The organism is Actinomadura madurae (genome assembly GCF_047130825.1).
Lineage (GTDB): Bacteria > Actinomycetota > Actinomycetes > Streptosporangiales > Streptosporangiaceae > Spirillospora > Spirillospora madurae.
Genome location: NZ_CP083237.1, coordinates 1,788,185 through 1,800,237, shown reverse-complemented (window position 1 = coordinate 1,800,237; position 12,053 = coordinate 1,788,185). Strand labels below are relative to the sequence as shown.

General features: G+C 71.6%; 12 protein-coding genes. 3 read left to right on the top strand and 9 right to left on the bottom strand.

Features of this window, described 5'->3' with window-relative positions; genetic code table 11:
* Positions 1–226 precede the first annotated feature (226 nt).
* Positions 227–805: a hypothetical protein gene (locus tag K8Z49_RS08475; RefSeq protein WP_021594477.1), complete on the top strand. Its 579-nt coding sequence runs from the start codon at positions 227–229 to the stop codon at positions 803–805.
* A gap of 134 nt (positions 806–939) precedes the next feature.
* Positions 940–1,254: a hypothetical protein gene (locus K8Z49_RS08470; protein WP_021594476.1), complete on the top strand. Its 315-nt coding sequence runs from the start codon at positions 940–942 to the stop codon at positions 1,252–1,254.
* Here K8Z49_RS08470 and K8Z49_RS08465 read toward each other — a convergent pair.
* The 4 genes from K8Z49_RS08465 to K8Z49_RS08450 form a co-directional block, all read right to left on the bottom strand.
* Entirely contained in the window at positions 1,216–2,424 is a 1,209-nt protein-coding gene (locus K8Z49_RS08465) for a sensor histidine kinase (protein ID WP_111831704.1), read from the bottom strand. The two genes, K8Z49_RS08470 and K8Z49_RS08465, sit on opposite strands and share 39 nt — an antisense overlap.
* Complete coding sequence (locus tag K8Z49_RS08460; protein WP_021594474.1) at positions 2,417–3,106, bottom strand: response regulator transcription factor; 690 nt, start codon at positions 3,104–3,106, stop codon at positions 2,417–2,419. Before K8Z49_RS08460 ends, K8Z49_RS08465 begins: the two co-directional genes overlap by 8 nt.
* Before the next feature lie 62 nt (positions 3,107–3,168).
* Complete coding sequence (locus K8Z49_RS08455) at positions 3,169–3,720, bottom strand: M15 family metallopeptidase (RefSeq protein WP_033333422.1); 552 nt, start codon at positions 3,718–3,720, stop codon at positions 3,169–3,171.
* 227 nt (positions 3,721–3,947) lie between these two features.
* Entirely contained in the window at positions 3,948–4,421 is a 474-nt protein-coding gene (locus K8Z49_RS08450) for a DUF6069 family protein (RefSeq protein WP_021594472.1), read from the bottom strand.
* 835 nt (positions 4,422–5,256) lie between these two features.
* On the opposite strand from K8Z49_RS08450, the gene K8Z49_RS08445 reads away from it, so the two are divergent.
* Complete coding sequence (locus K8Z49_RS08445; protein ID WP_412517955.1) at positions 5,257–6,546, top strand: ATP-binding protein; 1,290 nt, start codon at positions 5,257–5,259, stop codon at positions 6,544–6,546.
* Here K8Z49_RS08445 and K8Z49_RS08440 read toward each other — a convergent pair.
* From K8Z49_RS08440 to K8Z49_RS08420, 5 genes are read right to left on the bottom strand one after another with little or no spacing between them, the layout of a single operon-like run.
* Complete coding sequence (locus tag K8Z49_RS08440; protein ID WP_075024779.1) at positions 6,533–7,783, bottom strand: lysine N(6)-hydroxylase/L-ornithine N(5)-oxygenase family protein; 1,251 nt, start codon at positions 7,781–7,783, stop codon at positions 6,533–6,535. The genes K8Z49_RS08445 and K8Z49_RS08440 overlap by 14 nt on opposite strands.
* Positions 7,780–9,006, bottom strand: a complete 1,227-nt coding sequence (locus K8Z49_RS08435; protein ID WP_111831706.1) for an ATP-grasp domain-containing protein — start codon at positions 9,004–9,006, stop codon at positions 7,780–7,782. Before K8Z49_RS08435 ends, K8Z49_RS08440 begins: the two co-directional genes overlap by 4 nt.
* A complete protein-coding gene (locus tag K8Z49_RS08430; RefSeq protein WP_021594468.1) occupies positions 9,003–10,202 on the bottom strand; it encodes an MFS transporter in 1,200 nt (399 codons plus the stop codon). Before K8Z49_RS08430 ends, K8Z49_RS08435 begins: the two co-directional genes overlap by 4 nt.
* Entirely contained in the window at positions 10,199–10,999 is an 801-nt protein-coding gene (locus K8Z49_RS08425; RefSeq protein WP_412517952.1) for a class I SAM-dependent methyltransferase, read from the bottom strand. Before K8Z49_RS08425 ends, K8Z49_RS08430 begins: the two co-directional genes overlap by 4 nt.
* A complete protein-coding gene (locus K8Z49_RS08420; RefSeq protein WP_152564096.1) occupies positions 10,999–12,006 on the bottom strand; it encodes a hypothetical protein in 1,008 nt (335 codons plus the stop codon). The genes K8Z49_RS08425 and K8Z49_RS08420 overlap by 1 nt, the downstream gene beginning before the upstream one ends.
* Between the last annotated feature and the right edge of the window lie 47 nt (positions 12,007–12,053).

The following is a 12,053-nucleotide window of genomic DNA, read 5'->3' as shown; positions in this document are numbered from 1 at the left end:
CGATCCTCACAGCCCGTCTCTCCGCGTGGCAACCGGTATCTGGACTCGGCAGAGGCGAGCTTCGGCAAAGGAGTCCCCGGTGAGGGCGACCTGACGCAAACATCGGGTCGGTCTGTTAAACCAGTCGTCCATGAACTGTCCGGTAAATGTCCGGTGCTTGTCCCGATCGGCGCCACCGAATTCCCTGCCTTGCCAAAACTGCCGGCCCGGCCATAAAGTCACGGGCGTGGAAGAGCAGAATACGCCCTATCAGCTTCCTCCTCCGGGACGGATTCAGGCGCCCGCAAAGCGGGTTCCGAGCACGAAGTTCCTGATCCTCTACCTGTTCTTCGGCGCCTTTGGGATCATGTTCGGTTATGCCACCGTCGCCGTGGGCCTCATGGCCCGCGAGGAATACCTCGTGACTCGGGGCGCGGCCGGAACGCCGGGCACCGTCACGATCACCGAAAAGGTGAGCGGTACCCGGGGCAAGTCGACCTGCCACGGGTCTTTCCGTCCGGATGCGGGCGGCCGCGGATCGACTGATGTCGAGGTGCAGTCGGACGGACCCTGCAAGCGCGGGAAGACCGCCAGAGCCTACCTGAACAACGAATCCGCGTATGTTGCCGGTGAGAACCAGAACGACTGGATGACGATCTTCTTCATGGGTCCATTCCTTGGGACGGGAGCACTGGGGTTCGTCGGCATAGCCGTCCTCGGCGTACGCCACGAGCGGAATCTACGGAAGCAGGCCCGGTCGGCGACGGCGCCGAGTCACCCGGAGAAAATTCCATATCCCGACGCCCGGCCTCCTCGGCACCCTTAACTCGAACGTCGTCGCGGGCGGCTGCCCCCGTGCGCTGACGGTCGAGTCGTTCTCGACCGAACTTTTCGCCTTCGGGCTGGATCGTAGGTGTTGATCAACGCTCTCAACGATCCCGCCCGATACGGAGGCTGTTCGTGGACTACTTCATCATCCTGATGATCGCGGCATGTGCTGTGTTCGCCGGGGGCGTCGCCGCCGTGGTCACGCGTCGTGACCTGCAAGGGGCGAGCAAGGTGGGGGTTCCTCTGGGCAGCGCGCTCCTCGTCGCCGCCACCAGCCTCTTCATCCCCTATCTCCCCGTGCTCGCTTTCCTGGGCGCCGTGGTGGCCTACCTGATATTGCGGCGGCTGACCTCGGCGGGGCTCGCGCTCGTGACCTCGGGAGTCCTTCTGTTCGGCGGGTGCACGTTCTCAGTCCTCCTCATGATGGCCGCCCTTGAGACCATGTGACGCACGAGGGATGTCCCCGAAGGCCTGAACGCCCGGTACGACCACGGAATTCGATCCTGGTCCGTGGGGGAGCCGGATCGTTACTCGGAGTCCGCCGGTGGGGCGGGGTGCGAGGTCGAGCCTTCCGGCGTGTGCCTGGACGATGCTGTTCACGATGGCCAGCCCGAGGCCGACGCCGGCGTGTTCGTCGGTGCGCACCCGTTGCGTCCCGCGCTGGAAGGGCTCGGTGAGGGTCGGCAGGAGTTCCGGCGGGACGGGATGGCCGGTGTTCTCGACCCGCAGCACGCTCGCGTCCGGCCACGTCTCGGTGCGGACCTTGACGGTGCCGCCGGCGGGGAGGTTGTGGACGATGGCGTTCTGGACGAGGTTGGTCACCATCCGCAGGAGGAGCGCCGCCGAGCCGACGGTCCGCGCCGGCTCACCGGTGACGTCGAGGGCGATCGTGCGCTGTTCGGCGAGGGGAAGCAGCGTCTCGGCGGCCTCCTCGGCGAGGAGGGACAGGTCGACGGGCCCGCGGGCGAAGCCGCCGCGGTCGGCGCGGCTGAGCAGCAGGAGCGCCTCGGTGAGGTCGATCGCCCGCGTGTTGACGGCGCGAAGGCGTTCGATGAGTTCCCCGTGGTCTCCCGTGGACTCGTTGCGCGCGACCTCCAGGAGCGTCTGCGAGATGGCCAGCGGCGTCCGCAGTTCGTGGGAGGCGTTGGCGGCGAACCTCCGCTGCTCGGTGATGTGGGATTCGAGCTGCTGGAGCATGGTGTCGAACACGTCGGCGAGTTCGCGGAACTCGTCCTTGGGGCCTTCCAGCCGGATCCGGTGGGACAGCGATCCGTTGGCGGCCATCCGTGCCGCGTCGGTGATCCGTGTGAGCGGCGCGAGCATCCGTCCGGCGAGGAGCCATCCTCCCAGCAGGCCGAACACCAGCAGGAACGCCATGGCCGTGGTCGCGCGGGGGACGAAGGCCCGCTGGAGGTCGGTGCGGTTGGGGATGAACGGCGGGTGCGGCCCGCCGGACCATTCGTCCCGCGGCCCGGTCGGGAACGTGGTGTCGGGCGGCACGTAGCGCAGGAGGAACACCCAGACCACGGCAAGGAGCAGGGCGCCGGCGAGCATGAGGAATCCGGCGTAGCTGAGGGTGAGTTTCAGTCGGGTGCTGAGCCCTGGTTGCCTATCCATGGGTATCGCCGGGGTCGGCGGGGCCGGTGTCGATGCGGTAGCCGACGCCGGGCACCGTGGCGATCAGCCAGGGCCGGCCGAGCCGTTTGCGCAGGGCGGAGACGGTGATGCGGACGGCGTTGGTGAAGGGGTCGGCGTTCTCGTCCCAGGCCCGCTCCAGCAGCTCCTCGGCGCTGACGACGCCGCCGTCGGCCGCGACGAGGACTTCGAGCACGGCGAACTGCTTGCGGGTTAGGGCGACGTAGCGGCCGTCGCGGAAGACCTCGCGCCGGAACGGGTCCAGCCGCAGGCCCGCGATCTCCCTGACCGGGGGCCGGGCGTGGCCCCGCCTGCGGTCCAGTGCGCGCAGCCGCAGCACCAGCTCCCGGAGCTCGAACGGCTTGGTGAGGTAGTCGTCGGCGCCCAGCTCGAACCCCGAGGCCTTGTCGTCGATCCGGTCGGCGGCGGTGAGCATGAGGATCGGCATGCCGCTGCCGGAGGCGACGATCCGCCGGGCGATCTCGTCGCCGGACGGGCCGGGGATGTCGCGATCCAGGACCGCCAGGTCGTAGGAGTTGACGCCGAGCAGTTCGAGCGCGGAGTCGCCGTCGCCCGCGATGTCGGCGGCGATCGCCTCCAGCCGCAGTCCGTCCCGGACGGCTTCGGCCAGGTACGGTTCGTCCTCCACGATCAGCACACGCATGCCGAAAGCCTAGGCAACCCGGCATATCGCCGACATATGCAACGGGGCGACCGGAGCACCGTTCACGGCCGCACCCGCGGCCCGTGCGTGCGCCCGGACAACGACGCCGCGCACCCCGGATGCGGCACCCGGACGGGCTCAACGGTGCGGTACTCGAAGTGCCACCACTCATTCTCATAGACGCGGTAGAGCCCGTAACGCCCACCGTGCCGTTCCAGCCACTGCGCGCCCTCGGTCGGCCGGACGTCGAGCGCGAGCCCTCGCACGTGGCCGGACTCTTCCGGTGGCAGCACCCGGCGCCGCGCCGCGGACACCGACCCGGTGCGCCGCACCTCGGCGGCGAAGATCCGGCGCTGTTCCGCCGCGTCGCGATGGCCCGAGGTGAGCCCGATCAACTGCCCGTCGCGCCAGAACGCCTCGGCCCGCGCGTGCGTGAACGCCGCGAGCGTCTCCGGTGCCAGCCCGCGGAGATCCTCGGCGGGGAAGCGCAGGCAGAGCGCCCATTGGCAGGCCAGGAAGCGGGCGCGGCCCGGTGCGCGGCAGAAGGCGACCGGCACCAGCAGCACCCCGGCGAGCCGTGTGACGGCCGCCAGCAACGCCGGACTGTCTGGCACGAACCTGCGCCTACGGCGGGCCGGTGCTGACGGTGATCCGCTGTGGTCCATGCCTCAACTGAAAGCGGGAGGCCGTTGCGGCGCCGTATGCGGTTTTCGATACGCCAGCGATACGTCGACCGTGGTGGCGCCGAAGCGAACGCCGGCACCCGTGAATGCGGGTGCCGGCGTCGGCGGATGCTCGGTGCGGTCAGGGGGTGATGGGCCTGGGCTGCGGCGGTGCCCGTTCAGGACGCGCGGCGGGAGCGGGCGGGCAGGCGGCCGGCGACCAGCGGGACGACGATCGCCGCGGCGACGAGGTGGGTGGCGATCAGGGTGAACCGGGTGTCCATCGTCGCCGAGACGAGCAGGTCCGGGACGATCGACAGGGCGGTGAGGGCGACGGTGACCGTCAGGAAGGCGCGCTTGGGTGAGGCGGCCCGGCGGCGCAGCAGGTAGGCCAGCCCCACGCCGATCGCGCTGAACAGCAACGTCAACTGGGTGAAGCCCAGCACCGGAATTGGTTCGCCGTCGATCTCCACGGGCACGCCCGCCGATCTCGCGACGGCGGCGACGATCGTGGTGGCCACGGCGGCGGCGATGCAGGCGAGCACGCCGGTACGCCACAGCGGGACATCGCGGGTGGCGGTGGTGCCGTTCACGGCCGGGGCCGCGGCGCGGCGCTGGGAGGTGGCGGGGGCGATGCTCTGCTGGACGGTCATGGTCGCTCTCCTTCGGGTAAGTGAGTCGACAATTGAGACCGCGGCCCCGCGCAATACTCATCGCTCTCCGGCGAAATTCCTTGAAATCGCCTCTGACCAGCCATTTCGAGGTGGACTGTTACCGTAGGTAAGCCTTGACGCGCCGGTGGCCCACGCGGTGTGCCGGTCGGCCGGGACCCAGCGGTCGACGCGGATGGCCAGGTCGGGCACCAGGCGGGTCCACAGCGGGGCGCCGATCGCCGTCACCAAGCCGATCGCGCAGACGGAGACGAGTACCAGGTCCAGCCGCCACAGCACGGTGCACAGCAGCAGGACGTACGAGTGGGCTCCGGGGTGTACGTCGCTCGTCGCCTCGTCTGGTCCGGCCCAGGCTAGGAACGTCGCGCACGGGGATCGGGCTCACCGGTCGGCCCAGTTGGCGCGGATGAAGCGGACCGTTGAGGCGAGGGAGATCTGGGACGGTACGACTTGGGCTTCGGTTGGCGGGCGTCCGGTGGATGTCCGGGGGTGTCTGGTTCGACGGCGGCGGCGTGCCCGGGGTCGTCTCGGACGGCGGCGCTACCGGTGACGGACGCCCTGCCGTCGTGGCCCGGCGGCGACCGGTGGGACGCCCAGGACAAGGCGGTCCTCGACTGTGGTCTGTGCGGGTACCGCTGAGCCGCTGTGCGGCGGGCATGTGCCGCAGAGGGTCCGATTCCGTCCGATTTCGTCCGACCGTGGGCTGAACAGGCCGGACGCATGTCTGATGGCCGTGACGATATTTCTGGCGGGGACCGGGCGCGGAGCGGACGGCGACCGGGCACGGGACCGCGGCGAGTCTGAGGAGTGCGAGTCGTTGAGCAGTGTCGAACGAGCTTCGATCGCCGCCCTCTGGGCCCCAGGCGACGAGCCGCCCGTCGGCGTGCTCGTGCGCTGGTGGCGGGAGAGGGCGCTGCTGACGCAGGAGCAGCTGGCCGAACGCACCGGCCTCAACGTCCGGACGATCCGCAGGCTGGAGAGCCGGGAACTGCAGAAGCCCCGGCCCACGTCGATCTTGCTCCTGGCGGAGGCGCTGCGCCTGAACAGCGAGGAGCGGGCGATCCTGGTCGCCGGTGTTCGAGGCCCGGTCAGCTCCCCGGCGGGGGGTGAAACGGTGATCCCGCGCCAACTCCCCGCCAGGGTGGACGTCTGCGAGGGACGAGCACAGGAGTTGCTCGCTCTGGAACGGGACGACGATGCCGGCATGCCGTCCATGGTCTCGATCGAGGGGATGCCCGGAGTCGGCAAGACGGCGCTCGCCGTTCACGCCGCCCACCGGCTCATGCCCCGGTTCCCTGACGGGCAGCTGTACCTGGACCTGCACGGCCATCGCCGGGAGACCGAACCGGCCGAACCGGGCGCCGCCCTCACCCGCCTGCTCGGCTCCCTCGGCGTCACCGGCGGGCGTGTACCGGAGCATCTCGACGACCGCGCCGCGCTGTACCGCAGCGTCCTGGCCGGCCGCAGGGTCCTGATCGTCCTGGACGACGCCGCCGGGGAGGAGCAGGTCCGCCCGCTGCTTCCGGCGGGGGCCGGCTGCCGGCTGATCGTCACCAGCCGGCGCCGCCTGATCGGCCTGGACGGCGTCCGGACCGTCCCGCTGGACGTGCCGGCGGCGGACGAGGCGGTCGCCCTGTTCACCCGCACCGCCGGGCCGGCGCGCGTGAAGGACGCCCCGGCGGCGGTGCTGACGGACATCGTGGAACGGTGCGGGCTGCTCCCGCTCGCCGTCCGCATCGCCGCCGTCCGGCTCCGCACGCACCCCGCGTGGACCGTGCGTGACCTGCTGGACCGGTTGAACGACGACCGGCCGGGGGAGTTGCGGGCCGGGCCGCAGAGCGTCGCCGCGGCCCTCGACCTGTCGTACCGGCGGCTTCCGGCCGACCAGCGGTCCGCCTACCGGTCGCTGGGCGCGCACCTCACCACCGACTTCGGAGTGCACGCCGCCGCGGCCATGCTGGAGACGCCGGTGGCGCGGACGAGGTGGCTTCTGGACCGGCTGCTGGACGCCCATCTCCTCCAGGAGCCCACGCCCGACCGCTTCCGCTTCCACACCCTGGTGCGCGAGCACGCCCGCCGGACCGCCCAGGGGATCAGCGCGCCTTGAGGAGATCGGTGACGATCTCCTCGGCCCGGACGCCGAGGACGCTGAGCAGGGAGTCGGCGATGCCGTGGGTGGCCTCGTTGACTCCCTGGAGGTGGCAGGTCGCCGTCGCGGACGGGGGCAGCGCCATCCGGTAGTACCGGTCCACGGCGACCGGCCCGCCCGACACGGCCTCGGCCATCCGGCGGACGAGCGGCGGCATCTCCCCGCGGAAGCCGGTGCCGAGCAGAACCAGATCGCAGGGCAGGTCGTTCTCGTCGCCCGTGCGCCGGTCCGCGAGGGTCAGCAGCGCGCCGGTGCCGTCCGTCCCGGCCCGGACGACGTCGGTCATCGGGAGGATCCGCATCCGGTTCGAACCGGTGAGGCGCAGCCGGTAGAGCTCGTCGTAGAGCGCGTCCAGCAGGTCCGGGTCGAGCGCGCCGTAGTTGGTGCCGCGCATCTCGGCGAGCGTCCGCGCGCGGAAGCCGGGCGCGCCGGCGTGGAAGTCGCCGGTGAAGGACGGGTAGTACAGCTCGTTCGCGAACCGGCTGTGCTCGTAGGTCTTCAGGCCGATCGACCTGGTCACCATCACGCACTCCGCGCGCGGGAAGCGGCGGTAGGTCTCCCAGAGCATCTCCGCGGCGCTCTGCGCGCCGCCGACCACGGCGAACCGGTGCGCCGCGTCCGGATCGAGACGGTCGACGCGCTCCTGGAATCGGCTGCTGTGGACGACGCGTCCGCCGGGCAGTGAGCGGAACACGTCCGGGACGCGGGGCTCGCGGCCCACGCCGACGACCAGATGCCGGCACGTGACGTCCGGTCCGTCCGCGAACCTGGCGCACCAGCCGTCGAGGGAGCCGTCGTCCCACACCGGCTCGACGGCGACGACCCGGCGCCCGTACTCGATGCGCACCTCCGCGAGGGATCCGGCGACCCAGCGGAGGTAGTCGGACACCTCCGTCCGGTACGGCTGGAACGTGCCGAGGTTGACGAACTGGTCCAGGCGGCCGACCGCGTGCAGATAGTTGAGGAAGGTGAACTCGCTGCGCGGGTTGCGCAGGGTCACCAGGTCCTTGAGGAACGACACCTGGCTGCGGGCCCACGGCAGCAGCATCCCGCGTTGCCACACCACCGAGTCGTGCCGCTCGACGAGGAGCGTCCGCGCCGCCAGATCCGGTGCGAGTTCTTCGAGCGCGACGGCGAGGGCCAGGTTGGACGGTCCCGCGCCGATCGCCAGCACCTCGACGTCCCACCGGTTCACTCGGAGGCCCCTTCCACGTGCAGGTAGCGCGCGCGGTCGGCGGCCTCCAGCCGGGCCGCGCACTGGTCGACGTCGTCCGCGGTGACGATCGCGTAGCCGGCCCGCGCGAAGTGCAGCCGCCCGGCCTCGGGGCGCAGCTCGTCGCCCGCGCCGACGAGCCAGGTCACCTGGTGCAGGCCCGCCGGGCGGGCGGTCATTCCGCGCCCGGTCACCCGCCCGGCGGAGTCGGGATAGAAGAACCGGATCCCCGCGACGCCGTCCCGCGGCGCGGACAGATCGGGTTCGGCGCCGGCCGCGATGTCCGCCGAGGCCGCCGGCAGGTCCAGCCCGGAGGCGACCTGCGCGACCAGCGGGATGACGTCGCCGCCGAGCCGGCCGTTCACCTCGACGACCTTCGGGCCGGCCGCGGTGAGCCGCACCTCGGTGTGGGTGACGGTCGAACGGATGCCGAGCGCCCGGTGCGCGGCGACGACGACGTCGCGGACGCGCCCGGGATCCGGCGCCACCGCCTCGGCCGGCGCCGTGATGTGCCCGATCTCCTCGAAGTACGGCGCGTGCCCGAGCAGCTTCCTGGCGAAGATCACCGGTTCGGGGCGCTCCTCGCGCACGGCGCAGTCGACGCTGATCTCCGGTCCGTCGAGGTACTCCTCGACCAGGATCCCCGGACGGAAGCGCCACGGCTCCGGGAAGGCGTTCGCCTCCGCGGTGCGCACCGCGGCCTCCAGCTCGGCCGGGCCGGTGACGAGGGAGACGCCGAACCCGGCGGTGAGCGCCCGGGGCTTGACGACGACCGGGTAGCCGATCTCGTCGGCGGCCCGCTTCGCCTCGTCCGCCGAGGCGGCGAGGACGCCGCGGGCGACCGGGACGCCGGCGGCCCGCATCGCCTCCCGCGCCGCGTGCTTGTCCCGGCAGCGGGCCGCCGCCTCGGGCGGGCACTGCGGGAGGTCGAGCGCGGCGCCGATCCTCGCCACCAGCTCCACGCACGCCTCGTGGTAGGTGACGACGCCCCCCACCGGATACCGGCGGGCGGCCTCGGCCGCGGCCGCCAGGATCTCGTCGTCCTCGCCCGCCCCGATGGGCAGATGGTCGATGACGTACGGCCGCTCCCACGTCGGCGGCTGCGGAGAGAGCAGCACCAGCGCGTACTTCCGGGAGATCCGCTCCAGGATGTAGCCGCGGTACTCGCTGCGGCCGCCGCCGACCACGATCAACACCGGTTTCACGCTCGTGCCACCGCCCGTCCGAATCGCATGCGCAGACCGAGGAAGCCCGCCGCCGCGCAGAACCCGACGAGCCCGTTGAACGCCCAGAACACCTCGAACCGTCCGGCGTCCCGCGCCGCCTGGTAGGCGACGCCGCCGAGCGCGCTGCCGAGCAGGCCCCCGGCCGCCCAGCCGAGGGAGGCGAACCCGAACGTGCCGCCCGCCGCCCCGTCCGGCGTGATCTTCGCGGTGACGATGTCGAGGATCGGCACGACCATGAGCTCGGCCAGGCTGAACAGCACGACGAAGGCGAGCAGGGACCAGCCCGCCGGGACCGTCGCGAGCACGGCGAACGCGAGCCCGCCGACGGCGCAGCCGAGGCAGGTCGCCGACCATCCGTCCGTGCGCCGCGTCAGCGTGCCGACCACGGCGTACTGCAGCGCGACCGCCAGGGCCGCGTTGACCGCGAACAGCAGGCCGACCCGTCCGCCGAGGTGGAACCGGTCGTCGGCGTAGAGCGGGAAGGTGAACGTCAGCTGCGCGTACAGGAACCAGAAGCCGACGCTCGCCGCGGTCAGCCCGACGAGCGGGCGGTTGGTGAGCAGGACGGCGAACCGGGCGCGCAGCGGCGGCCGGTCCGGGGGCGCGGAGCCCTGGGGGCGCGGCGGCACCAGGCGGACCAGGGCCAGCCAGAACAGCGCGTGCACCGCCACCGCGCCGACCAGCGCCACGGTGAAGCGCGTCAGCAGCAGCCCGCCGACGAGCGGCCCGAGCGCCGCGCCCGCGTTGACCGCAACGCTGCGCAGGGTGAGCGCGGACGCCTGCGCGGCACCGGCCTCCTGGGTCAGCAGCACCTTCCCGCCGAGCGACAGCGTCGCCCTGCCGATGCCCAGCGCGAACGCGCACGCGAGCTGGGCCCAGAAGACCGGCCGCGCCGCGAACCCGAGATACCCGGCGGACGCGCACAGGATCCCCACACCGAGGATCGTCCGGGTGCCGAACCGGTCGGCCGCGATGCCCACGAACACCTGCAGCCCCTGGTTCGAGACCGCCAGCACCGACAGCACGATGCCGATCCGTCCGGCCGGAGTGTGCAGCTCCCTCGACAGGTACAGCGCCAGCAGAGGGACGATCGCGAACGAGCAGATGCTGAGCGCGAAGATGCCGCCCGACAGGAACACCGCGGGCCGGGGCACCTTCTGCCGCACGCCGTTCACAGCTCGGGGCGCCTCGCGGTGAACACCTGGTAGTGCTCGCCCGGGATCGCCTCGGGCCGGACGTCGGTGAGGCCCGCGCCGGTGAGCATCTCGACCAGGGCCGGGTGGTCCATGTGGTGGGAGCGGCGTTCGAACTCGTACGCCGACCCGTCGACCACGAGGGTGCTGCGCCAGGTCCGTGTCCCGCTCTCGACGTGGTTGACGGTGGTCTCGCTGAGCCGCACCACCCGCCCGCCGATCGACACCGGCGGGTGCTCGGTGCGCGCGGGCTCCCGCCGCGCCAGGTCGTCGGCGTGCATGATGTCGAGGTAGAGCCGCCCGCCGGGACGCACCATCGCGGCGAACTGCCCGATCGCCTCGCGCAGCGCGGCGGGGTCGGGCTCGGCGTCCTTGTCCCAGGTGCCCGCGTACAGGTACGAACCTCCGCCGCGGCACATGACGACGTCGAACGTCCGCCCGTAGAACTCGCCCAGGTCGTGCCACAGGACCTGGGCGGCGTCCAGATCGGCGCCCGCTCGTGCGGCGTTGGCGCGGAAGTGCTCCAGCATGAGGTCGCTGCCGTCGGAGCAGGTCATGTCGTATCCGCGGGCGGCGAGCTCGATGGCGGGGAAGCCGGTGCCGCAGGCCAGGTCCAGGACGCTCAGCCCGTCCGCCGGCCCCAGCCAGGCGGCGATCCCGTCCACCGCCGCGGCCCGGTCGGGCCACTCGAAATGGACGCACAGCTCCCACAGCGCGGCGATGTCCGGCCGCCCGCCGTCGAAGCAGGCGCGGACCCGCTCTGAATCGACGACCTCCATCACACGGCGTCCAGATAGCCGTAGGCGGAGAGCATCTCGCCGTAGCGGTCGGCGAAGAGCTTCTCGTGCTCGGGCGTGAACGCGTCCCGCCACGAACCGATCTGTCCTTTGTAGAAGGAGAAGGCGTCGGGTTTGAACAGGTGCGGTGCGATGTTCTCGGGAGTGTCGTCCACTCCGAGGAATCGCAGCACCCGGCCGACCGCCTCCCGCTGCGCCTCGGCCGAACCGCCGCCCTGCGGGCCGACCAGCTCTTCGAAGGAGACCTTGCAGACGTCGGGATGGTGCAGCAGCCAGAGCGCCTTCTCGTACGCGTCATGGCCGGGGAACGACGGATCGGTCATCGCGTACAGGAGCCGGTCGCCGAGTGTCGGAAGGGCCCGGAGGATCCTGTTGAAGACCTTGAACTCGGCGAAATTGCCGTACCCGTTCTTCGTGCGGCCGGCGAGGAAGTTGACCGCCGAGAGCAGCACGTCGCGCGGATCGCGGTAGTTGAAGATGATGCGCGGTCTCCCGGTCTCCGACCATTCGCGCAGGAAATGGCCGTCGATCTTCGGGACGTCGAACTCGGTGAGGATCCAGGCCACGTTCGCCGGAGTCTCGGCGAAGTCGGAGCCGGCCGTGCGGTGCAGGGCCCGCTCGACCAGGGGGCCGTTGACGATCTCGCGGCCGTAGCGGTTCTCCAGCGGCATCCCGAACTTCGCCTGCCACGACCACGCCAGCGCGCTCCAGGCCTCGTCCGACGCCTCGCGGAACGTCTGCCCGCCCGCCGATGCGAGCCTCTCGGCGTCCGCCGGCTCGTGCACCGCGCGGATCAGGCGCCGGCGGGTGTCGTCGTCCAGGACCGGCCGGATGTCCGGCGTGACGCGCGACTGGCCGTAGACGCCGTACCCGAGGGCGACCATCAGCTCCTGGATGAGATGCGTCCCGGACTTCATGATCGAAACGACGATCACGCGCTCGGCGCGATCGGTCTCGTCCCGGACGGTCTCCGACGTCACAGGCGGCATGCCCGGCCCCCTCGGCGATCACTGCTGGCTGGGCTCCGAGCCTCCAG